21 protein-coding genes and 1 tRNA gene are annotated in these 23,789 nt (G+C 48.9%); 20 read left to right on the plus strand and 2 right to left on the minus strand.

The genetic code is table 11. From position 1 onward, the window contains the following. The first annotated feature begins 331 nt into the window (after window positions 1-331). Both pflB and pflA read left to right on the plus strand, forming a co-directional pair. A complete protein-coding gene (gene pflB, locus BCF53_RS02865; protein ID WP_132699708.1) occupies window positions 332-2,575 on the plus strand; it encodes a formate C-acetyltransferase in 2,244 nt (747 codons plus the stop codon). Window positions 2,576-2,766: 191 nt separating this feature from the next. Then, window positions 2,767-3,552: a pyruvate formate-lyase-activating protein gene (gene pflA, locus BCF53_RS02870; RefSeq protein ID WP_132699710.1), complete on the plus strand. Its 786-nt coding sequence runs from the start codon at window positions 2,767-2,769 to the stop codon at window positions 3,550-3,552. Between the two features lie 35 nt (window positions 3,553-3,587). On the opposite strand, the gene BCF53_RS02875 is transcribed toward pflA, so the two are convergent. Further along, complete coding sequence (locus tag BCF53_RS02875) at window positions 3,588-3,911, minus strand: hypothetical protein (protein ID WP_132699712.1); 324 nt, start codon at window positions 3,909-3,911, stop codon at window positions 3,588-3,590. A gap of 191 nt (window positions 3,912-4,102) precedes the next feature. Between BCF53_RS02875 and BCF53_RS02880 the strand changes: the two genes are divergently transcribed. From BCF53_RS02880 to BCF53_RS02945, 13 genes are all read left to right on the plus strand, one after another. Beyond that, entirely contained in the window at window positions 4,103-4,873 is a 771-nt protein-coding gene (locus BCF53_RS02880) for a phosphatase (RefSeq protein ID WP_132699714.1), read from the plus strand. 135 nt (window positions 4,874-5,008) lie between these two features. Next, window positions 5,009-5,956, plus strand: coding sequence for an ABC transporter substrate-binding protein (locus tag BCF53_RS02885; protein WP_165901789.1), 948 nt, complete (start codon window positions 5,009-5,011; stop codon window positions 5,954-5,956). 103 nt (window positions 5,957-6,059) lie between these two features. Continuing rightward, window positions 6,060-6,380 (plus strand): hypothetical protein, encoded by a 321-nt coding sequence (locus tag BCF53_RS02890; protein WP_132699718.1) that lies wholly within the window; start codon window positions 6,060-6,062, stop codon window positions 6,378-6,380. Window positions 6,381-6,514: 134 nt separating this feature from the next. Next, window positions 6,515-7,738, plus strand: a complete 1,224-nt coding sequence (locus tag BCF53_RS02895) for an imelysin family protein (protein WP_132699720.1) — start codon at window positions 6,515-6,517, stop codon at window positions 7,736-7,738. Window positions 7,739-7,791: 53 nt separating this feature from the next. After that, a complete protein-coding gene (locus tag BCF53_RS02900) occupies window positions 7,792-9,180 on the plus strand; it encodes a di-heme oxidoreductase family protein (protein ID WP_132699722.1) in 1,389 nt (462 codons plus the stop codon). 13 nt (window positions 9,181-9,193) lie between these two features. Beyond that, window positions 9,194-10,066 (plus strand): hypothetical protein, encoded by an 873-nt coding sequence (locus BCF53_RS02905; RefSeq protein ID WP_132699724.1) that lies wholly within the window; start codon window positions 9,194-9,196, stop codon window positions 10,064-10,066. Next, window positions 10,056-11,129 carry a DUF1513 domain-containing protein gene (locus BCF53_RS02910; RefSeq protein WP_132699726.1) on the plus strand — a complete coding sequence of 358 codons (1,074 nt, stop codon included), beginning with the start codon at window positions 10,056-10,058 and terminating at the stop codon, window positions 11,127-11,129. Before BCF53_RS02905 ends, BCF53_RS02910 begins: the two co-directional genes overlap by 11 nt. 154 nt (window positions 11,130-11,283) lie before the next feature. Next, window positions 11,284-11,359 (plus strand) — tRNA-Phe (locus BCF53_RS02915). 410 nt (window positions 11,360-11,769) lie between these two features. Further along, window positions 11,770-12,300 (plus strand): hypothetical protein, encoded by a 531-nt coding sequence (locus tag BCF53_RS02920; RefSeq protein ID WP_132699728.1) that lies wholly within the window; start codon window positions 11,770-11,772, stop codon window positions 12,298-12,300. A gap of 9 nt (window positions 12,301-12,309) precedes the next feature. Continuing rightward, entirely contained in the window at window positions 12,310-12,666 is a 357-nt protein-coding gene (locus BCF53_RS02925; RefSeq protein WP_132699730.1) for a hypothetical protein, read from the plus strand. Then, window positions 12,659-13,321, plus strand: a complete 663-nt coding sequence (locus BCF53_RS02930; protein ID WP_132699732.1) for a hypothetical protein — start codon at window positions 12,659-12,661, stop codon at window positions 13,319-13,321. The genes BCF53_RS02925 and BCF53_RS02930 overlap by 8 nt, the downstream gene beginning before the upstream one ends. A gap of 475 nt (window positions 13,322-13,796) precedes the next feature. After that, the gene (locus BCF53_RS02940; protein WP_132699736.1) at window positions 13,797-14,681 is read left to right on the plus strand and encodes a radical SAM family protein; all 885 of its coding nucleotides are present in this window, start codon (window positions 13,797-13,799) and stop codon (window positions 14,679-14,681) included. Continuing rightward, window positions 14,668-15,771, plus strand: coding sequence for an AAA family ATPase (locus BCF53_RS02945; protein WP_132699738.1), 1,104 nt, complete (start codon window positions 14,668-14,670; stop codon window positions 15,769-15,771). Before BCF53_RS02940 ends, BCF53_RS02945 begins: the two co-directional genes overlap by 14 nt. A gap of 255 nt (window positions 15,772-16,026) precedes the next feature. Here the strand turns inward: BCF53_RS02945 and BCF53_RS02950 are convergent, their stop codons facing one another. Next, on the minus strand, window positions 16,027-17,025 hold the full coding sequence (locus BCF53_RS02950; protein WP_132699740.1) for an Abi family protein: 999 nt from the start codon (window positions 17,023-17,025) through the stop codon (window positions 16,027-16,029). A 529-nt stretch (window positions 17,026-17,554) separates the two neighbouring features. Here BCF53_RS02950 and BCF53_RS02955 point away from each other — a divergent pair. The 5 genes from BCF53_RS02955 (at window position 17,555) to BCF53_RS02975 (ending at window position 23,763) form a co-directional block, all read left to right on the plus strand. Next, on the plus strand, window positions 17,555-19,336 hold the full coding sequence (locus tag BCF53_RS02955; protein ID WP_132699742.1) for an amylo-alpha-1,6-glucosidase: 1,782 nt from the start codon (window positions 17,555-17,557) through the stop codon (window positions 19,334-19,336). Window positions 19,337-19,472: 136 nt separating this feature from the next. Further along, window positions 19,473-20,471: a LacI family DNA-binding transcriptional regulator gene (locus BCF53_RS02960; protein ID WP_165901790.1), complete on the plus strand. Its 999-nt coding sequence runs from the start codon at window positions 19,473-19,475 to the stop codon at window positions 20,469-20,471. 44 nt (window positions 20,472-20,515) lie between these two features. Beyond that, a complete protein-coding gene (locus tag BCF53_RS02965) occupies window positions 20,516-21,868 on the plus strand; it encodes an ABC transporter substrate-binding protein (RefSeq protein ID WP_132699746.1) in 1,353 nt (450 codons plus the stop codon). Window positions 21,869-21,930: 62 nt separating this feature from the next. Beyond that, window positions 21,931-22,797, plus strand: coding sequence for a carbohydrate ABC transporter permease (locus BCF53_RS02970; RefSeq protein WP_132699748.1), 867 nt, complete (start codon window positions 21,931-21,933; stop codon window positions 22,795-22,797). Between the two features lie 6 nt (window positions 22,798-22,803). After that, complete coding sequence (locus BCF53_RS02975; RefSeq protein ID WP_132699750.1) at window positions 22,804-23,763, plus strand: carbohydrate ABC transporter permease; 960 nt, start codon at window positions 22,804-22,806, stop codon at window positions 23,761-23,763. The last annotated feature ends 26 nt before the right edge of the window (window positions 23,764-23,789 follow it).

Raw genomic sequence — 23,789 nt, forward strand, 5'->3', positions numbered from 1 at the left:
ACTTAGCACTGGCAATCAGCAGTTTGTTTATTATCTTTTGTTATATGTTGATTAGCTTATTATTCTTGATGCAAATCAAAGTGCTAAAAGCAAATTGAGGTAGTCTGATATCACTCTCTCCGGTATGGGTAATCTATTAGCCACCGGTTTTCGGGGGAAGCGATATCTCAGGTTGTGTTGGCCATATTGACTTGTAATGAATCTCCAGTCTTTACAAGCTCGCTGCTCCCGACCCTTTTTTCCTACCTTAATCTCAGCCGCTCAACTATATTGGTTTCACTTTTAAACATTAAACTTTTAAACATATAGTAACTTAGCGGAGAAACACCCTATGACAGATAACACTCAAGCGTGGGAAGGCTTCAAAGACGGTGCCTGGAAAGAGTCAGTCGATGTACGTGACTTCATCCAGAAAAACTACACCCCTTATGAAGGCGACGACAGCTTCTTAGCAGGCGCTACCGACCGCACTAAAGAAATGTGGGCCGACGTCATGAAGCTGGTGAGCATTGAGCAAAAAACTCAGGCACCTGTAGACTTCGACACTGAAGTTCCTTCTACAATCACGTCTCATGGCCCTGGCTACATCACTGACGACAAAAACAAAGAAGTTATCGTCGGTCTGCAAACTGATGCCCCATTGAAGCGCGGCATGATCCCTAACGGTGGTATCCGTATGGTTGAAGCTTCTTGTGAAGCCTACGACCGTAAACTGAACCCACTGGTTAAAGAAATTTTTACTAAGTACCGTAAAACCCACAACGCTGGCGTATTCGATGCTTACACTCCAGAAATGCTCAAGTGCCGTAAAGCAGGTATCGTAACTGGCCTGCCAGATGCCTATGGTCGTGGCCGCATCATCGGTGACTACCGTCGTGTTGCCCTGTACGGTACTGACTTCCTGATCCAGGACAAAAAAGCACAGAAGGCTTCCCTGAACAGCGAACTAAGCAGCGAAGCAACTATTCGTCTGCGCGAAGAGCTTTCTGAGCAGATTGTAGCTCTGACTGAAATGACTGAAATGGCAGCAAGCTACGGCTTCGATATCTCCAAGCCTGCAGCAGATGCTAAAGAAGCAACTCAGTGGACTTACTTCGCATACCTGGCCGCTGTTAAGAGCCAGAACGGCGCAGCAATGAGCTTCGGCCGTGTTTCTACTTTCTTAGACGTTTACATTGAGCGTGACATCGCAGCTGGCAAGTTGACTGAAGTTGACGCTCAGGAAATGATTGATGACCTGGTAATCAAACTGCGTATGGTTCGCTTCCTGCGTACACCAGATTACGATCAACTGTTCTCTGGTGACCCAACCTGGGTAACTGAGTCTATCGGTGGTATGGGCGAAGACGGCCGTACTCTGGTAACTAAGAGCAGCTTCCGTATGCTGAATACTCTGTACACTCTGGATGCGGCTCCTGAGCCAAACCTGACTGTACTGTGGTCTGAGAAAATGCCAAAAGGCTTCAAAGACTTCTGTTCTAAAGTATCTATCGACACCAGTTCTATCCAGTACGAAAACGATGATCTGATGATCGGTAAGTTCGGTGACGACTACGGTATCGCTTGCTGTGTATCTGCAATGCGTATCGGTAAGCAAATGCAGTTCTTCGGCGCTCGTTGTAACCTGGCTAAAACCATGCTGTACGGAATCAACGGCGGCATGGACGAGAAGATCGGCCTGCAGGTTGGTCCTAAGCAAGACGTTCTGGCTGACGAATACCTGGACTTCGACAAAGTATGGGCTCGGTTCGACGAGTACATGCAGTGGGTTGCCGGCGTATATGTGAACACTCTGAACGTTATTCACTACATGCACGACAAGTACTCTTACGAAGCGTCTCAGATGGCTCTGCACGACCGTGACGTTTACCGCACCATGGCTTGTGGTATTGCAGGTCTGTCTGTTGTTGCTGACTCTTTCTCTGCTATCAAGTACGGCAAAGTTAAAGCAATCCGCAACGAAGACGGCTATGTAACTGACTTCGAAGTTTCCGGTGACTATCCGAAATTCGGTAACAACGATGACCGTGTTGATAGCATGGCTCAGCAGATCGTTACCCGCTTTATGGATCTGGTACGTCAAACTCCGACTTACCGCGATGCAACGCCAACTCAGTCTATCCTGACCATTACTTCTAACGTTGTATACGGTAAGAAGACGGGTAACACTCCAGACGGTCGTAAAGCTGGCGAGCCGTTTGCACCGGGTGCAAACCCAATGCACGGTCGTGATGAGAAAGGCGCTCTGGCTTCACTGTTGTCGGTTGCGAAACTTCCGTACGATGACGCTGAAGACGGTATTTCTTACACCATGTCTCTGGTACCAGAGTCTCTGGGTAAAGAAGAAGGTAAAGCAAGCAACTTAACAGGTATGCTGGATGGCTACTTCGGTTCTGCCGGTCACCACATCAACGTTAACGTTCTTAACCGTGACATGCTGAAAGATGCAATGGAACACCCTGAGAACTATCCTCAGCTGACTATCCGTGTATCTGGCTACGCTGTGAACTTCGTTAAGCTGACTCGTGAACAGCAAATGGACGTTATCAGCCGTACTTTCCACGGCCAAATCTAAGCTTCGAAACAGGCTTAAACAATAAGGGCGCTTCGGCGCCCTTTTTTGATTCTGAGTGCAAAATAAACCAACCGGCAGGTCAACCGGATGCTAACTGAATTCCGTTAGGGCTGGCGCCTGCCGGTTGATTTGCACAATACAGTCCTGCGTAATTTTGTTACAGTAAGGCCATTGAGTTTGTAGGATCCCCGATGAGTAAAGACATCCCCGTTTTAAATATCCCTAAGTACCATGCAGACGAGCTGCTTGGCCGGGTTCACTCGGTAGAAAGCTTCGGTACGGTTGATGGGCCCGGCACACGCTTTGTAGTTTTTTTACAGGGCTGCCTGTTCAGGTGCAAATACTGTCACAACAGAGACACCTGGGACTTGGACGGCGGAGACCTCTATACGGTCGCTGATCTTGTAGAGCAAATTCTACCCTACGCTAAATTTATGGATGCCAGCGGCGGCGGCGTCACCGTCACCGGAGGCGAACCCGTTCTGCAGGCCGGCTTCGTAGGTCTGCTGTTCCAAAAGCTGCATGAACACAACATCCACACCTGCCTGGATACCAACGGCTACGTTGGTGTTTATAACGATGAAACAAACCTAATGATCGAGCAAAGTGATCTGATTATGGTCGATATCAAGCATATCGATGATCACAAGCACCATTTACTGGTTGGCGTTTCCAACAACAGAACCTTGCGCTTTGTTCGCCATCTGGCAGATATCGGGAAGAAAACCCGAGTCAGATATGTTGTCGTACCGGGTTATTCAGACGAAATCGGAGATATCCACGCACTGGCTCAATTTTTAGCACCGATGGAAAACATCGAGAACCTGGAGCTATTGCCATACCACAACCTGGGAACACACAAGTGGAAGGCTTTAGGGATTGAATACCCGCTCGAAGGTATGGAGCCACCACCCAAAGAGAAGATGGACGAGATTCAGGCCGTTTTTGAAAGCTACGGCATAAAAACAATCCGCTAACCCCACATTACCGAACGTGGCACCACTGCGGGGTGTCACGCCCGCTCTATCAATCCGTCCTGCTCCAGCAAACAAACGATCACGTCGGTCATCATCTGCGCTTTTCCGACCTCCACACCGCGATTGAAGGCCGCCGTAATACTTGGGTCATCCGACTGTAAATCGTACCCGTGGGTCTGCTGAGCAGCCTCATTTAAGGCCGGATAAATATGCTTGAAGCGCTCCAGGCGCTCGTCACAAATATCAATGTTGATACCAAAGCGCTCGTTTAACTGACGAATCACCTCAGCAACCTCCGGGTCTACGCCTGCTGCTTTGGCTTTTATTTCCTGCAGGTTTATAACTTTATTTTCATCCATTTCGTATTTACCTCCTGAAAGTAACGGTTACTGCATTAAATCAACCACGAATTAACAGATCAAATCTAACCTGCAGAAACTATAGAACCTCAGTCAACTATTGGTTCAAACGCTGTGAAAAAGATTCGTCATTAAATTGATAAAGCCGATCTGTATAATCCTTAACTGAACTCACACAAGCCAGATTCAGCATGAAAATTCTTTGTGATACCCACAGTCATACCATTGCCAGCACACATGCCTACAGCACAGTTCACGACTACGTGCGCGATGCGCAGAACAACGGCATTCAGCTGGTATCGATAACAGACCACGCGCCCAGCATGCCCGATGCTCCCCACTACTGGCATTTTGTCAACATGAAGGTCATCCCAAGGGTGATCGACAATATCGCCATTCTCAGAGGAATAGAGACTAATATTCTGCCGGAGCCTTATCAGTATGCCAGCGATCGCAACGTCGACCTCACCGATCAACTGAAGGATAAACTGGATTTTGCCATCGCCAGTTTTCACGAACCGGTATTCAAGCCACAGGATATGAAAACCAACACCAAAGCCATGATTGATGCGATGAAAAGCGGATGCATTCAGATTCTTGGCCACCCCGGTAACCCAGCCTACCCGATTGACCAGGAAGAAGTTGTGCGCGCAGCAAAAGACAATAACGTTGCCATCGAAATCAACAACAGCTCGTTTAAAAGCTCGCGTGTCGGCTCTGAACCCTATTGTGTCCAGCTGATGGAGCTGGTCGACAAACACAACTGGAAACTAAGTGTCAGCAGCGATGCCCATATCAGCCTGGATGTTGGTAAGTTCGAGATTGCAGTCGCCAAGCTGACTCAGGTTGGCTTTGACCCTGAGAAAATTGTGAACAAAACACCCCAGCGCTTTCTTAGCTTCCTGGCTGAACACGGTTGCACCGCCAGAGAAGAGCTTTCTGACTGGTTAGCCGCTCTTTAATTACGAACTGGCAGAGCGAAGCAGGCATTACAAAGCTTTAGCAAAGCGATTAGCGTCTATAATTAATGAATGTTTAATCAGATAACTTTCACATTACACAACAGGCTTACTCATCTGCTTTTCCCGCTGATGCTCATGATTGGAACATGCGCATACAGTGCGGAACGACAGACGATCCTGGTGATTCAGAGCTATCATGCCGAATACTTGTGGGATAAAAGCTATCTGGAGAGCTTACGCAGCTCTCTGGGGGCTGGCTACGACGTTATAACCTTTGAAATGGACACCAAGCGGCTGCCCGAAAGCCAGTTTGCAAAACAAGCGGATGCCGCCTGGAAGCTATATAAGAAACTCAAACCAGATTTAGTCGTGTTGGGGGATGACAACGCCCTGAAATTCCTGGGTGAAAAACTGGGGCGTACCAAAACACCGGTGGTCTACCTGGGCATAAACAATGACCCGGCTAACTATAATATTGCTGATTTCGACAACCTGACCGGCATACTGGAGCGCCCGCTGCTCAAGCGCTCCATTTCATTGATTTCTGAAATCATGCCGGTAAACAAGCTGCTGATTATGTTCGACTCAGGTACCACAGCCCAAACTGTGCTCGAGCAAACCTTTGAAAACAGCACCACCTACACCCTGGGAAATGTTCAGGCCGATATCTTCCTGATGAACAGCTTTGACGACTGGAAACGCGCTGTTCAACAATCTCGCAATAATGGCTACGACGCCCTGATTATTGGCCTTTATCAGACCCTTCGGGACGAAAACAACAATCATGTCTCCGCTGATGATGTACTGGCCTGGACCGATGAAAACACCCCCATTCCTCCCTTTTCATTTTGGGATTTCTCCGTTCGTTCCGCCCACAGTATTGGCGGCTATGTTCTCCATGGCGAACAGCAGGGCCTGGCAGCCGGCATTATGATCAAGAGCATTCTGTCGGGCGTGAAACCCGCCCTCATTTACCCGATAACCGCCGATCGCGGAGGCTTTCTGTTCAGTCGCTCGCAAATTTCGCGCTGGGGCATAGAGCTTCCCGACTACATTACCAGCAACGCCAGTTTTGTTGATTAGCCAAACAATCAACCAACGACCCTTCGCTAAGGCTTTTCGCCATGGTTGTTTTTTGTTAACCTCAACTCATCATTTTGATAAGCATGGCGGATTGGGAGGTTGAATGGATCTCACTGAGCTGATGAACACGGATGATTTACTGGCCGACGCGGAAGCAAACAACGCGGTTTCACAACGCCTTATCCATCAGGTAGAACACCTGTCGAACCTATGCCAGGCCTTCTATGAATGTCTTTCTGATGCCGGAATCGATAACAGCACCATCACCCGGAAGCTCTCAGAAATCAATGAACGGACAAACGAAACCGAATATGCCACCAATGGTTTTCTGACAGAATGCCACAGCTGCGGCAAGCTGGTTTCATCGCGCCACAGCTACTGCACCTCCTGTGGCACGCGACTGACTAAGAGTTTTATTCTCTGAACGGCACATAATTTATCCACCTTCTCTTCTTTTATTTACTACTTTAGAACCACTCCCACAGCAATATATTGATAATAATTCTCAATTGCATTTAAATCCGAAATCAGAATTACAACACATCCACGGGAGTAACCATGAAATTCGCCGTTCTACCGATCGTGCTGACCAGCGCTCTGGCACATGCCGAAATTAGCAAAGAACAAGTTGTAACAGGCTACGCTGACCTTGCTTTTGCTAACTACTCTGACGCCCTGAAGACTGCGACCAGCCTGCAGCAGAGCATTAAAACATTCACCGACTCACCCAGCGCGGCCACCCTTGAAGAAGCCAAAATAGCCTGGTTGAACTCCCGCCCGTCTTACCAGCAATCTGAAGTTTTCCGCTTTGGTAATACCGTTGTTGATGACTGGGAAGGCCAGCTCAACGCCTGGCCTCTGGATGAAGGCCTGATCGACTATGTTGATTCCAGTTACGCTCATGAGCTGGGCAACGAAGGTGCAAGCGCAAACATTGTTGCCAACAAGAAGGTTGGCGATATTAAAATCAGCCGCATCAAGCCGTCTGCTTTGGCGGAATTAAACGAATTTGGTGGTTCAGAAGCCAACGTGGCAACAGGCTACCATGCCATTGAATTTCTGCTTTGGGGCCAGGACCTGAACGGATACCAGGCCGGTGCCGGTAACCGCCCTTGGACCGACTACGCCAAAGGTGATGACTGCACCAACGGCAACTGTAAACGCCGCGCACAGTACCTGAATGCCGCAGCCGAGCTGCTGGTCGAAGACCTTGAATACATGGTTGGTCAGTGGAGCACCGATGGTGATAACTATCGCGCCGAACTGGAAAGCACACCTGAAGATCAGGTCATCAATAAGATGCTGTTTGGTATGGGTTCATTGGCTCTGGGCGAATTGGCCGGCGAGCGCATTAAAGTTGCATTGACCGCTAACTCACCGGAAGACGAGCACGACTGCTTTTCCGATAACACCCACAACTCTCACTACTTCAATGGCGTTGGCGTAGAGAACATCTACTACGGCCGTTACCTGACTTCGACCGGTGAAACGGTTGGCGTGCCGGGCCTGCGTGATCTGCTGCTGAGCCAGGGTAACTACGCACTGGTGCAGGAAGCCGATGCCGCCTTTACTGCAACGCGCGGCTCACTGGCGCAAATCGTAAAGAGTGCTGAAGCCGGTACCGCTTTCGATCAGCTGATCGCCCCGGGCAACAAAGCTGGTGAGCAACTGCTGACGGCAGCCATCGGTGACCTGGTTACCGAAACAGCAGCGATTGAAAAGATCGCTCTGGCCGTCGGCATTTCACAACTGTCTCCAGACGATGCCGGACACGAGTTCTGATCGATAAGGTCTAATTAAAACGCGGGGCAACCCGCGTTCACTTTCGGAGCACTATGAAGTACCGAGCAGCATTTACAGCAATGCTTTTCTCTGCACCTGCATTCGCAGACTTACCCCTAACCGGCGGAGAAACCTCCACCCGGCAACAAGGCAATGCCGCCTTCAGCCTGCCGGCGAGCAATCTTCCGCTACTTGATAAAGTCGACTTCAGCGTCGGCAATTCTTTTTTTAGAAACCCCTGGGTAATAGCGCCAAGCTCAACAACCGCAAGAGACGGTCTGGGCCCGTTGTTTAATACCAATGGCTGTCAAAGTTGCCACATTCAGGATGGCCGCGGCCACGCACCTGAAAGCCAGACGGATAATGCCATCTCCATGCTTATTCGCCTGTCCGTGGCACCAGAAAGCGATCTCGATATAGAAACCCAGCGACTGTATGGCCCGTTACCGGAGCCCATCTACGGCAACCAACTGCAGGATTTGAGCGTTCCCGGCACCCCTGCCGAAGGCAAAATTGAAACGCAATGGCGCTACCACAACTTTGCCTACCCGGATGGTAAAACCATCACCCTGAAAAAACCGGAATTTGCCATTCGCAACCTGGCCTATGGGAATTTCCATACCCGGCTGCAGACCTCAGCGCGTATCGCACCACAAATGATCGGCTTAGGCCTGCTAGAGCAAATCTCAGAAGCCGACATCCTCGCCAACGCAGACCCAGAAGACAGCAATCAAGATGGCATTTCCGGAAGAGCCAACCGCGTCTGGGATGTTCGCAAGCAGGCAACTGCACTCGGGCGCTTTGGCTGGAAGGCTGGCATGCCGACCCTTGAACAGCAGAACGCCTCTGCTTTTAACGGCGACATTGGCATTACCAGCGAGCTCTTTCCTGCAGACGATTGCACCCGTCATCAGAAGCAATGCCTGAGCCAGCCCAACGGTAGTGGCGCTGGCGGCTATGAATTGCAGCCAGAAGTGCTCACCTCTGTGACCTTCTACACCCAGCACCTGGCCGTTCCGGTGCAGCGCAATAGCCAAAGTGTCAGCGTTCAGCATGGCTATGCTCAATTCGAAGATATTGGCTGCAGTAGCTGCCATGTTTCCAGCTTTACCACACCCAAACTGGCTGATTTACCGGCGCTGTCGGAACAAACCATTCATCCATTTACCGACTTGCTGTTGCACGATATGGGCCCCGGGCTTGCCGACAACCGCGAGGAATTCCTGGCAAACGGCCGTGAATGGCGCACACCACCCCTGTGGGGTACCGGTTACCACGCCGAAGTGAGTGGGAAGCAGTCACTCCTTCACGATGGCCGTGCCGGCAGCGTTGAAGAAGCTATTCTCTGGCACGGTGGCGAAGCTGAGCAGGTAAAACAGCGGTTTGTCGCCCTGCCGGAGGCCAGCCGGCAGGCCATTATCGATTTTGTGAACTCACTGTAACAGGAAACTCTGAATGAAAAACCTAGTCTTGAGCGCCATGCTTCTTTTGCCTGCTATTGGCTGGAGTGAAACGCTTGAAAAGCAACGGATGCAACAGTTTATGAGCAGCCAGCAAGCATTGCAGGCAGCGACGCAGCAATTCTGCAGCGAGCAAGCGATTTCTACCGATAACCTGCTTGACTTGTGGCAGCAGGCCGTCGTGAGCTGGTATCAGGTTTCAGCCCTGCAATTGCCTGCGGCTGAGTTTATGCAAACCCAATACAGCTTTGTGTTCTGGCCGGACTCAAAAGACCGCCTGAAAAGCCAGGTGCTCTCCGCCCTGAACAGCCAACCCGATGAAACCGACACCCGTGCGCTATCAAGTTCAGTCACCTCGCTTTCGGCGATGGAATTTATCCTGACAGAGCAACCGGAGCAGGCAAGCAGCCACTGTGACTGGCTCACCTACATTACCGACTATCAGGTTGAGCAAAGCTCACAGCTGGTTAATCTGCAGGCGTTGTACGATTTTGAGGATCTTGAGTGGCTGAACGCATTGCACGGTACAGCCTTGGTTGCCGCAGACCATCTGAAAGAAATCAGCGCACGCGGTGACCGGCTGATCTGGCAGCTTGGGCCAGCCTGGCGTTCCGGCACCACCTGGGAAATTCAATATGCACTGAACGATCAGCTCGATCAGCTCATCAGTCACTTTCTGCCAGACGACGAGGCACTGAACGAGTGGCAAACACAGCTTCAGGCCTTTGAGCTTAGCCATGAACCCCCGGAGCTGAACGAAGTATTAGCCTACAAGGATTTCCTGTTCGCGCTGGCCGAATACATCGAGCACGATCTGGCAACAAAACTCGACATTTTCTTAGGATTCAATAATTTCGATGGCGATTAATAGACGAACCTTCATCCAAGGCCTGGCCATTGCAGGCACCGGCTTTTTACCACTGACCAGAGCTATGGCCTCAGAAAGTGAAAAAGGTGGCTATATTATTGGCGCGTGCCGCTTAACCGGCGACAGCTATGGCGTCTCCTGCATCAACCTGGCCGGTGAATTACAGTGGCAGCTGCCCCTTCCGGCACGCGGTCATGAAGTCGCCCTGCACCCCAACCTGCCCATCGGTGTGGCTGTTGCACGCAGACCAGAGCGCTTTATCGTATTGTTCGACAGCAATAACGGCGAGTTGCTGCAAACCATCGAACTGGAAGAACAACTGAAGTTAAATGGCCACTCAGTATGGCTCAACAACGAGTTGATCCTTTCCGGCAGCGACAGAGCCAGTTCCGAGATGCGACTGCTCGCCTTTCAGCTGGATACCAACAGCCGCCGGCTCAGCAGAACAATGACCCATCATTACGATCTGCTCGGCCCGCACCAAATGGTATTGGACGGCGAAAACCTGTGGCTGGCCATCGGTGGGCTGCATACCGACGGCCGTAAAGTACTCAACAAAGAAACCCTGCAAAGCAGCCTGGTGCTTGTGGATGCCCAAACCCGTCAACTAAAACTCAAAGTGGATGCGCCAGTCCCTAATCTGAGCCTGCGGCATTTGAGTGTTTCAAACAGCGCAGAGGTGTACATAGCCGGCCAGTATCAATTGGCAACCGAAAATGCACCCGCCCTGCTGTTTAAACTGGCCGGTGACCAGCTGATACCCTTCAGCATGCCGGATAGCTTCTGGCCAAAGGTCGATGGCTACATTGGCAGCATTGCCTGTACCGAGAGCACGGTCGTAGCAACCAGCCCACGCGGTCACTGGCTGGGGGAATTCGACCAACAAACGCTGGAACTGAAAAATCAGCTTCTCAGCCGGGATATCTGCGCCGTAACTGACAGTGGTATAGGCCCGATTGCGGGCACCGGCACCGGGTATATTCATACACCCGAAGGACGAATCCGCTCATCCGTTCGCTGGGATAACCACTTTACCTTCAAGGCAAAAACGAATTGGAGTTAAAACCTAGTAGAGTCGATTAATTAACAACCAAAAAACCATGCAAATTGGTTTTTTGTTAAAAAAATCAAAGATTTAGCAAAAAAGGTGTTGACGACCGAAAGCAAAATCCGTTTAATACGCCTCCGTTGAAGGGACGAATATCCCAGACAACAAAGCCCAGATAGCTCAGTCGGTAGAGCAGGGGATTGAAAATCCCCGTGTCGGTGGTTCGATTCCGCCTCTGGGCACCACTAATTTCTCAAAGAAGCCTCGCATTGCGGGGCTTTTTTGTATCTGCCCCACAAGGGTCAGCGGCTCCACATCGACCCAGGACCTCATAGTTACTCGCATCATCCTTGATGACTCAGCCTTCGGTCACGCATTTTTATCCAAAAACAAAACCCCAATTTAAATCTATTTTCCGCGTGAGTCCTCAATACTTAAGTTTATTGGATCAGTATCGTTAGATCGTAACTAATACAGCTAAAGGAACCTTACGCGCAGAAACAACACGCCAATATGCTATGCAGTACAAATCTGACTCAGGCACTCTTTGAAGAAGCAAGCAACTATACGTACACTGTTCGCTTAGTTAGCAAGTTTTGTCCGTAATAAAAACTTGTAGGCACAATTCTAACCAACCCATAAAGCAAGGAGTCTTATGGAAACACCAAATGCTACTGATACTAGTTTGCAAACTAGTAATAGATCTCCCTACCTATTTGAATACTTTTTGAGTTATACCGGCACCGTATTGTTAGAAATTTTTAAGGCGTTGGCCGTACTTGCAGTATTAGCTTTGATATACCTTACTATGTTCGAATATGAATTCTCTTTTTTCGAATTATCTACTCACGAATATGCTTTTCTCTTCTTTTTAGCGAATGCACTAATACGCTGGTACAAGAGAGGGAAGCAGTCAGGGCTTGATCTAATTCAGCTGAATAGACGCCTATATCATTTAATTGCCTTGTATGGCGCTGCAATTGGATCCTTACTGCTGATTGCCGTAGGTTCGATGCTAGAAGATAGTGATCTACGGACCTACGCTCCTAGCCCCAGTGATAAGCTATTTGACCAAGCTGTTTTATTTGGTTTAGTTGCAATGATTTTTATTTATACACCTCTACCTCCCCGCAGCGCATCAAAAGAGAACAAAACAGATACCAGCAACCAACCTAGTATTTCTTGAGGCAAAAATATGAAGCGTTTTATCTTATTCTTAACATTCGCGGGCTTTGTAACAACCAATGCATCTGCTGGTGGACTATTTCAAGACCCTACCGACCCAGAGCTGCTGGTGACCTCTTGCACAGAGGCATTGCAATTGTTCGAAGCATTCGACACAGACCCAAACAAAAAAAAATTCACCACGAGTAGGAATGAAGCATTTTATTCAGGCTATTGCATCGGAAGAATTGAACAATACAAACAGACTGTAAGCTACTGTGGCTTATATGACCCTAGCTGGTTTTCTATTGCTCAGGTAATCGTAGAAGCTCAAAAACACGGTCTGCCAGACACCGCACAAGAACTTTTGGAATCTGCCTGTGAATAACCTAGAAAAGCCTTTAGATGCTGTAGGACGCATGTTTGGCCTTAAAGTATCCCGAGAAAGTCCCTATCTAAAGGATAAGGTCCACTCACTGCTCCGAAACAAATTAATCGCAATCGAAGAAGTGCAGCTAACCCATCGAAAAGGAAAGTACTTAAAGGCAGGCCAGGAAACCCGACTTTGGAATGCCGTCATTCTAAACGCGATTTTCTCTGACCCAGCTGATGTTAAGAAAATTTTTGAGGACAAAGTATTTCGTCAGCAATGCACTGACCATATGAAAGCTCTTTTTGGTGAAAGACAGTCATCAATTGGAATAGCCCTTCAAGCAAGTGCAGTACAAGAGTTACTGACAGACATGGAAACGGCAGACCTAGATGTTAAAAGGCTTCCGAACCCATTTGCTACCCTCCCTCAAGTAGCGCTAGGTAAAAACTCAGGCCTGCTTCATGCCCTGTTAACCCAAGCAGCGGCACTAGAGCCCGAAGACGCCCTACTGAACGCCTACCTAGCAGGTGACTACTCAAAAGCGCAGGAAATAGCTAAAAACTTAGATACCGACCAGCCCGTTCTTAACGCATTATGTATGAATATTGAACAGATCATTCAAGAAGCCGAAGAGTTCCGGGATACGATCAACTTGTTTAATAAACGTTAAGTTTTAAGCTGCGCCGGTATCAGCTAAGACACCAAAATTTTTCTCCCTACCCTCTTTTTAGTGCAATGCACTAACTTACCTTGGCCTCTCCACTCAAACACGGAGAAGCCAAGGTGCTTACTTTTCAATTAATTCAGTTTTCCCCCCTGTACGCTGGCCTAACCACCAGCTGTAAAAAGCACATAAACCGCCTAGTTTGCGAGGCGTGTTCATGAAATACAGCAGCGATAAAGATATCAATCATCTCGTCAGAGGCCTGGTAGCCGATGGCTGTGTTTACAAACCCTGCAAAAAGCACGGAAAGCTTTATTCCGGCGCTGGTTACTTAATAACCATAGTGCCATGCACCCCCAGCGATAAACGCGCGCTAAAAAATTTTCTAGCCAGGCTGAGGCAGCGTGGATATGCCCTGCATACGTGTTTGACCAACCCTGCTCAAACAAATAAACAACCTAATTTCTAAGAAGGATAAATCGTGAACGCAGAACTTAAAATCAACCCGACGCGGCTTGCCAATAACTCTCCTAATAGAATGGCTAAAAAAGCACGACCTTTTCAGAAAGAAAGCAAGAGTCAGATTAAAGAGCTCGGAATTTCTGTTACCAATAAGTGCAACCTTTCATGCAAGGGTTGTGGATTTAACGTACCAAACCAAATTACTCCTACTTTGAGCAATTCGCTGGATGAACATCTCACCTCACTTGCCCAAATAAAAGCAGTCGGTGTATTCATTGAAAAAGCGGTCATCGTTGGCGGTGAAGCAACACTAAACAATGATTTAACGGCTTTCTTAAATGAACTTCGTAAATCAGAAACCTGCAATCAAATTGAGCTTGTCACCAACGGGCTTTATCCAAGAGGCGTAACACCAGAAGTTCTTGCAACCATCGATAGCTTGGTAATCAGCGACTACATCTGTTCGCCGGAATTCGCGGACCTTTGGCGGACCTATGCCATCCAAAATGGCTATACCGGCCCGATTGACTTCCGTCGCAAAGATGCCTGGGATGATCTGAAAGGCGAGCTTGAGAACAGAGATGAGAGCGTTCAGACTCATTGGAACACCTGCTTCTACCGTTCTTACGACGTCACCCTTGAACGTGGCCGATTGTTCAGCTGCTCCCGCTTGGCAAAGAAAGGTTGGGATGACCAAGGGCTTTTGATTACACCAAAGCTTTGCATCACAGATATTGCCCATTACCTCAATAGCGAAACACCACGATTGGGCTGCTACAGCTGCGCCACGGTTAACCGCCCTTCTCTCATTCCGGTTGCTGAGCAGTTAAATACCAACAAAGAAAAGATCTACAGCAAAGCCAAAGCGTACCTGACTAAGGAGACCTCCTATGACTTCAAATAAGTTCTACTATGTTGTCGGTATTGCCGGCAGTGGCAAGACGACAGCTTGTCAGCAGCTTGCAGATGCAGAGCCAAACGCACAGGCATTTTCAAGCTCTTCGAAATTAGCGGAATACCTGCCCAAAGCCGGATTGAATAGCTGGTCCGAATTTAACGCTCTCGATACTGAAACGCGAGATAAAGTTATTAACAAGCTGCACCTTTCGTTTGCTAAAGATAAAGCCTGCTACTCCACCAGCTTTGCAGATGCCCACATGGCCGTAGAGAACCCAGTAAAGAATGAGTGGTGTAATGCGATGCCGACGGAACATGCCGGCATTACGGATGGCGTTATTTTCCTTCAAACACCACCTGCGTTAATTGCCAGCAACATTCACAAAGACAACGTTCACAACAAACGGAATCGCCAAGCCAAAGACCTTAGCGAGCTCACCCAATTACAAGAAAGGGAGTTCGCTCAGGCAGAAGACTACTGCTTGAAAAACAAACTGCCGTTAGGCGTTATTCAGAACTCATTGAATAACACGGCAACGATTAAAGACATTCGCTTTTTGAACAAACACTATCTGCCTCAGACCAAGCGCCTAAGAGAACTGTACAAAAAACAGTTTAATTTTGATGTTACTGGCCCAGAGTTGCGCCGCATGCATCTGGAAATTGGGCAACTGATGTACCACGCCTTTATGAGTAAAGCAGGGCATCTCCCCGATAGCTATCAGGTACTGGCCATTCCACGGTCTGGAAATATGTTGGCAGTTGGCTTTACCGATACATTTAACGGGCCTTTTTTGTGGAACGAGCGAAACTCTTCAGAAATCCAAGGCTTAACAAGCCAAAATTTAATTATCATTGATTCTGTTATTGACACCGGAAAGACCATTACAGATACGATTAATAAGCTCCCTGAAGGCCTTTATGGCTTTCGTGGTCATATCCATATTGTTTGCCTGGCAATCAACATTAAAGCTCTGAAAATCATTGAAGCGCTCAGTCCCAACATTCACATTCATTGCCTTGGGTTTTCTAATAAGGAAGATCGACCTAAAGGGCAGAAGGATATGGGTGCGCGGTTGTTTTGTACCAGCCATTAATTAACACATGCCCACCAGCTGGTGGGCTAATTTTAGACCAGTAGACTTTGTATATCAGTGTAGAAGGAGTTACAGCCCGGTCCGATAGGGTGAGGCCTGTTTATCGTTGCACGCCACTCCATCCCTGACCTACAAGTCCATCAAGCACAGTAGGCTTTCACGCAGATGCGAAGTGCTATTGTCTTTTGTTTGGCAGGCCGCAACAACACTCATATTATTCTACCTAACACGGCCCTCGCCACTTGTTCTTCGGAATTACGCGGGAGTTTTTATTGCCTGTAATTTATACAAACCAATCCTGCCAGCCTTCACACCCCCCATTTCTGAGAATTGGATCTCTTTCTCGGATTGCTGCTTAGGGAAGTTCAAAATATGGTATGCCACCTTCGAACGCCAGTCAGAGTCATCTGAGATAACGTTTAAAAAGTGCCTGATAATTGCCAATAACACGAACACCCGGTTAACTTGGCCTCCACGTTCGAAACACGCATCACACCAACTAACCTCACGGCTCTTTGGCATTCTGGGCTGATCGATAATGTTTCGGTTCCATACTCGACTGTGATGTGCAACCAGATTTCTCAAATAGTTTAACGATCTCAGCCAAGACTGCAGCACACGCCAATCTAAACCGTATTTAGAAGCAATCTGCACCTTATCTGGCACTTTCATCATCGCAAACAATTGAGACATCGTACCGAAATCCCACGTTTCAATGGTCACCCAGATTGGCAACTGGCCGCCATGATGCTCTCGGTAATGCTTTACAAAATCTTCTTTAGATCGGTTAACCAGTGAACCATATTTAGACTCCCATTCTGAAAAACGTGTACGGCCTGAACGCATCAGCTTTTTGGCAACGGTTGGCTGAAACTCGTCTATACAATGGTGCGCAAACGTATTCCGCTTTCCAAGAAGATGAGCTATATCAACTCGGATTGTCACTTCAATTCTTTCTAGCGAACTAAAAATTAAAGGTCTTAGCGCTTTATCGAACTCATACAGTGCAAGGCAATCACCAAAGGTTGTGCCTTGGTAGAAGGTATCGGAACGGGCATATCGTATATCCGATGTTAATGTATCCTGAGTCATTTCAATCTGACGAAATGGATACCAGTAGGCGCTAAGACGGTAATAGCCAATAGTCGAAAGAAAGTGAATTGCCGAAGCGTCATCTACAATAGTCATACCTCTGCGCTTTAACAACTCAAGTTGCTCTGCAAAAGATTTCCAGGGTCTATCGTACGTACTCATTAACACCTTCCTTGGTGGATTAGTTCTTCAAAGCAAAGAGGCTGCCCTTTAGACTGTATAAACTCTTTAAAATACGCGATCACGGTGGCACCTCGGTCCCACTGTACCTACACTTTTTCTTCCGGGTTTTCTTTTTCGGTTTCAGCTTCTCGCGCTCAGCCTTAACCTTTGCCAGCAACGCCTCAACGCTGTTCTCACCGCGGATCAGCTCCGGGTTTTGCACACCCCACTCGGCTGTAAGTTAGCCAAAGATCCAGCTCCCCGGCTAATTATTTCAACCCCTACTGAATCCGGTTCACTCGCTAAAAAAAAATGCAGCAATAAACTCCGTCATCACAGCTGAACAATGCTTAAGTACAGCTGGATTCATACAACTTATCTTCTCTCAAAAATACTGTATTCCCATGCATTCACAAGCATGCAAAAACGGGGAGCTGAAATACAACGCCGCAAAAACCGCACGAAGTTTCGTTGAGTTTCGCTGGATCACTTTCTAAAGTAATCTATTCAGCGCCTGCGGGAAGCCACCATGATAGTTCTGAAGAATAACTTTAATCACTGTCATCTAACCGATACCGGCATTGTCACCCAGTCGGAAGATAAGGCAATGATCGGTCTGTTCTTCGCTGATGTACGTCTGTTTAAGCGCTACGAGTGGCAATTCGGGCCGTTCGATCTACTGCAAAAGAAAACATCGTCATTAACTGAAATGACCCAGTTCTGGGCCTTGCTTTCTCACCACTATCAGCGGGTAAGCCTGGTGAGGAGTTTTAGCATAACGGCCCATCAATGCATCGATACGTTGGTCTTCGAGAATCATACGAACCAGGCCGAAACGCTGAATATTGGTTTAATGATCGGGTTTGATGCAACCGATGCCATGACGCTGCGCGGTGTTGGCGGCGCTGTGAAAGCAGAGAGGGTTAGCGAAGGCTCTTCGTTTTCGGTCCGCTTCCCCGATGGCCGCAGCCAGAGGGTAAGCTATAAGGTAACCCTGGACGAAGCCGAACTTGAGCGCCTGCCAGAATCAATCACTCTGCAGCCTGGCGAGTCACGCCCCCTTTCAGTCACCATCACCTATGAAGCATCCAGTTACAGGATGCCGGCGTACCAGCCCGGCTCAAACCCCTATACCAATCAGTCCGTCAGTTCACAGAGCTGGAATGACCTGATCGGGCTTTTGTTCAATACCGAACAGGGTGTAGTTCCGGCGGCCGGCATTCCCCGCTTTGTCTGCCCCTTTGGTCGAGATAGCCTGCTAACGGCCTTCTTCGTAAAGGAAAGCCTGCCGGAAATTGCGCTGGGCACGCTTCATTTTCTTGCCCACCATATTGGGCGCACAACAGACCCTCGCCGTGATGAAGAGCCCGGCAAGATCTTGCATGAGTACCGCTGGGGCCCAGCCAGCCAGAGTAACGCCATTCCCTTTGCCCCCTATTACGGCAGTGCCGATGCAACCGCGCTCTTCGTCTGGCTCTGGGCAGAAATGAGTCAGGGCGAGCACGCTGAGTCACTGTCCGCCCTATGGCCCGCGGTTGAATCCGCTGTAGATTGGTTGTTATTCAAGCTTGATGAGGGGCAAGGCTTCATTCGGTTCCGGGAAAATAAACAGGGGTTGGTGTATCAGGGCTGGAAGGACTCGTCTATTTCCATGTGTCATCAGGACGGTCGCCTGGCCAGTGGCGCTATCGCGGTGGTTGAGGTTCAGGGTTATACCTGGGCGGCGCTGTCAAAGATCGACCCCTTAGTAGCAATGCATTCTGACGAAAAGCGAGCAAGTGCCGTCAGACAACAGGCGCAGAGCCTTTATGATCGGATTCAGACGCGGCTTTGGGATGATGAGCTGCAGTTCTACGTAATGGGCTTAGACGGCAACGATGAAACCATGCGGGTGATCTCTTCAAATGCCGGACACCTGTTATGGGCCGGTGCTGTGCCGCAGTCGCGTGCAGCGCCTATGGCTGAGCGGCTATTTGATAAGAGTATGTGGTCGGGCTGGGGCTTTCGCACACTTGCAGCCGGTGAAAAAGGCTACAACGAACTTTCTTACCACAATGGCTCGGTCTGGCCACACGATACCGGGTTGGTGGCCTGGGGTTTAAGAAACTATGGCTTTGAACACGAATTTCAGTCCGTCGCCTTAGCGGTTCATTCACTGGCGAAAGCCTTGCCCGATCTTCGATTACCTGAGCTGATCTCCGGCTATGAGCGAGCAGATGATGCTCCGCCCATCCCTTACCCCGGAACCTGTATTCCACAGGCCTGGTCTGCAGCCGCTTTGCTGTACTTATCTGACCGTAAAAATATGTAAGCATTATGTAAGTTCATGTCTCAATATTGCACCGAAAACGATTTCGGAGCAGTCTTTTGTGCATAACTTGTCAAAATAACAATAATAAAGTCCTGCTATGCATCGACAACGGGGCTTGGGCTTACTAAGTGCAGCTATGTCACTAAAGCAATTATCAAAACAGCTGGGTCTGTCTCCCAGTACGGTTTCCAGAGCCATGAATGACTACCCCGATATCAGTGAAAGCACTAAGTTGCGGGTAAAGGAAGCTGCTATTTCTATGGGCTATCAGGCCAATGCCTCGGCGAGAAGCCTGGTCACCGGCATGGGGAAAAATATCGGCCTGATCCTGCCTATGTCGTCAAAGCATCGCAGCAGCCGGTTTTTCGACCATCTGCTCAGTGGTGCGACCGAATCACTGCTGGAACAGAATTATCTGCTCTCTGCCATTGCGTTACCACGCGATGAGCAAGAGGTTAAACGCCTGCGCTATCTGGTCGACTCCCGAGTTCTCGATGCTGCAATACTGATCAGAACCCGAGTCAATGACGAACGGGTTGAGCTACTGCTGCAGCGAAATATTCCGTTTGTCTGTTATGGCCGAACTGAGCGGTCAGATGAATTTGCCTGGCTGGATATGGACAACCACAAGGCCATGCAGCTGTGTGTCAGCCATATGATAGAGGCAGGTCATCGCAACCTGGCCATGATCAACGCCAGTGGCCGGCTTTATTTTGCAAAGCTGCGTCAACAAGGTTTTATTAAAGCACTGTCTGCAAACCAGCTGCAATACACGGAATCGCGCTACACAGAAATAGAAATCAGTGAAGATGATGGTTACCTGGCAGCCAACAAACTGCTGAAACAGAATAAGCACATCGACGGAATCATATGCGCCAATGACACCATGGCCATCGGCGCCATCAAGGCCTGCAAAGACAATAACCTTGTACCGGGCAAAGACATTTCCGTGATCGGCTACAACAACAGCTCAACCGGTCGGTTTGTTGAGCCTGCCTTAACAACGGTGCAGCACAGTGATCCCATTCTTATCGGACGTCTGCTCGGCGACATGGTCTATCGAAGGATGACCGGCGAAAACCTTAAAAACTTACAGAAACTGATGCCTCCGGAATTAATCGTTCGTGATTCTTAACGGAAATCGGTGTGACTACCACATGAAGCAATAAAGGTGATTCCATGAATAAAAAAACAAGAAAACTCGCCATTGCTATCGGGGCCAGTCTTACTCTGGGTTCCATAGCGAGTGCCGCAACAGAAATAGAATTCTGGACAAACCAGACTCAATCCGACCGGATGAAAATTATCGAAACCCTGGCCAGCACATTTGAAGCCATGAACGAAGATATCACCGTGACCGTTGTACCGGTTGATGAGAACGAGATGGCAACTCAGATGGCGGCGGCCTCGGCAGCCGGTAAACTGCCCAACCTTATTGAGGCAGGCTCCGAGCTGTTATTGGCCTTCGGTGAAGAGGGCGTTATTGATGAAAAGGCCAATAAAAACATCATGAAGGAGGTCGGCGAAGACCGCTTCTTCTCCGGTGCTGTAGACATGTTGCGTGCACCCAATGGCGATGACTTTTACGGCATTCCCCTGCATGGCTGGCTGCAGGGCATCTGGTATCGCAAAGACTGGTTTGAAGAATACGGCCTGGAACCACCGACAACCTGGGAAGCAATAGAAACCGCAGCCAAAACGCTGACCGACAAAGGCAAAAATCAGTACGGCATTCTGGTGGGCACAAAACCAGAAGGCTATACCGAGCAGGTATTTACCCAGCTGGCGCTCTCCAATGGCGCAAGTCAGTTTAATGCCGACGGTAAGCTGATCTTCAACTCGCCGGAGATGCTGGAAACGCTGAAATACTATCAGCGTCTGGCTCAGTACAACCCACCGGGGCCACAAACCTGGCGCGCCCGTGACTATTACATGCAGGGCAAGATGGGCATGTTTTTCTATTCAACCTACATTATGGATGACCTGGCCATTGCCGAAGTCGCCAAGGGCTCTCTCTCGGGTGAAAACTTTGAAGGGCTTACCGGGGCTGAATTCGACGCCGATCTGGTCAAAAATACCGGTTTCGCTCCGGTAATCTTAAACAAGGCGGACGCCAGTTACGGCGTGCTGGTTGGGCTGTCGGCTATTGAATCGAAGCGTGCGGAAACAAAAGCCGTTGAAGAGTTTGTGAAATACCTCTACGACCCTTATGCCTACATTACCTATCTGCATATGGCTCCCGGCGGTATGAACCCTATGCTCTCGGATATTCCTAACCACCCATACTACCTGCGCGATCCGAATGGTGTTTTTGAAATGTATGGTGCCGATGCGATTAAAGACATCGTAGAAGGCTTCGAAAATATTCAGACATTTACCGTTGTCGATGGCAAGGCCTTCCCCGAATCCGGACAAATCTTTGCGAAGCAGATCATTCCACAGATGGTCTATTCCGTCATTTTTGAGGGGGTTTCTCCTGAAGATGCAATTAACAAAGCAGAAGCAGAAATGAAAGAAATTATCAGCCAGTAGCAGGCACTTTTTCGGGAGGCCCGGCCTCCCGGTCTTTTACCTCAACCAGTGAAGGTCTTTTTATGTCCGATAATATTGCTGCTCAGGAGGCCAGACTCGGTCACCGGCTGATAGCACCGGCCGCACTGATCATTGCTCTGCTGATCTTATACCCCATTTTCTTCAACCTGTATCTGAGCTTCTTCGACGTTGAACTCAATGGTGATAAATCGCTTGTCGGCCTGAACAACTATAAAACACTGCTCTCAGACGGAGGCTTTTACAGCGCTCTCTGGACCACGGTTATCTACCTTGCCGGAACCGTTACCGGCACAACGGTGCTTGGCCTGGCCGTGGCACTGCTGCTGAATCAGAACTTCCCATTTAAGAACACCGTCAGAGCCCTGGTTTTATTGCCCTACTTTGCACCCGTTATCAGCGTGGTATTTGGCTGGCAGTTTATTTTTGATCCGGTAAACGGCATCTATAACCATGTCATGGTGGAGGTACTCGGTCTGGTTTCAGAGCGCCAGAATGTGATTGGTGATCCGGACAGTGCGCTGTGGGTGGTTATTGTTTTTGACATCTGGAAACACTTCCCCATCGCCTTTCTGCTGATACTGGCCAAGCTGCAAAGCATCCCCAGCGACCAATACGAGGCCTGCGCAATTGACGGCTACAACGCTTGGGGACGCTTCATACACGTCACCCTGCCTGAATGCCGATTTGTCATCGGTACCGTTGTGCTGTTGCGAATGATCTGGAACCTGAACCGGTTTGAAGATGTTTATCTGCTGGCACCCAACGTCGAAACCCTGCCGATCTACATCTATTTCCAGGCCTTTACTGGTGTTATTGATCAGGGTCTGGCAGCAGCAATCTCGGTTGTTCAGTTGATCGTACTCTCAGGGCTCATTTGGTTTTACGTTAAAAAAGTACTGAATTGGTGATTTAACATGGCGCTAAGAAGAACACCCAGTCAAAACATACTTATTTTTGTAGCGGTCATGCTCCTGCTGCTGTTCTGCCTTTTCCCGTTCGTTCAGATATTGTCTACCTCCCTGAAGCACCAGGCCGACTGGGGCAACCCCAGCTTGATTCCGGCTCAGTTAAATTTTGAAGCCTATAAAGAATTATTAGGATTCAGCCAACAGGAGGTTGAGCTACCGGAAACCATCAGAATGATGCTGGAAAGCCCGGCCATCTCTGAAGAACAACGAGCCGCGATCATTAAGAAATTCACCAGCACGTCCGACATCTTTCCCTTTGGTCGTTACATGCTGAACACCTTTGTTATTTCAATGGTCACGGCATTCTTATCCACACTCATTGCTACCTTTGCCGCCTATGCGCTGTCACGCCTTAAATTCAGAGGGCGAAACGCTTTCTCTAACACTGTGATGTTTGTCTATATGGTCGGCGGTGTTTTGCTGATGGTGCCACTGTACCAGATGGCCGTATCGACTGGGCTGGCGAGCACGGTTCCCGGCACCCTCATCTGCCTGCTGTTAATTTATCTGGTTCAGACATTGCCCGTTGCCATTTACATGCTGGGTAACTATTTCCGTACGATTCCATTCTCTCTGGAAGAAGCAGCGATGATTGATGGCTATTCGCGCACCTCAGCTATTTTTGCAGTGATTATTCCACTGAGCCGACCCATGTTACTGACCGTCATGTTTTACTGTTTCGTCATCGCCTGGAACGAGTATCTCTTTGCATCGGTTTTCCTTAAACAGTATCAGGATTTCCATACCCTGCCGCTGGCGCTACAGACCCTGTTTTCCTCTAAGAATGCAATCTGGGATCGCATTATGGCCGCTTCAATGCTGACATTAATTCCGGTGGTCATCGCCTTCTCTGTTGCCAACCGTTTTATTTCCAGCGGCGGTACAGCAGGGGGGGTTAAGGAATAAAGGTGTTAAAAATAGAAGAGCTCAGG

Source organism: Reinekea marinisedimentorum (assembly GCF_004341165.1).
Taxonomy (GTDB): domain Bacteria; phylum Pseudomonadota; class Gammaproteobacteria; order Pseudomonadales; family Natronospirillaceae; genus Reinekea; species Reinekea marinisedimentorum.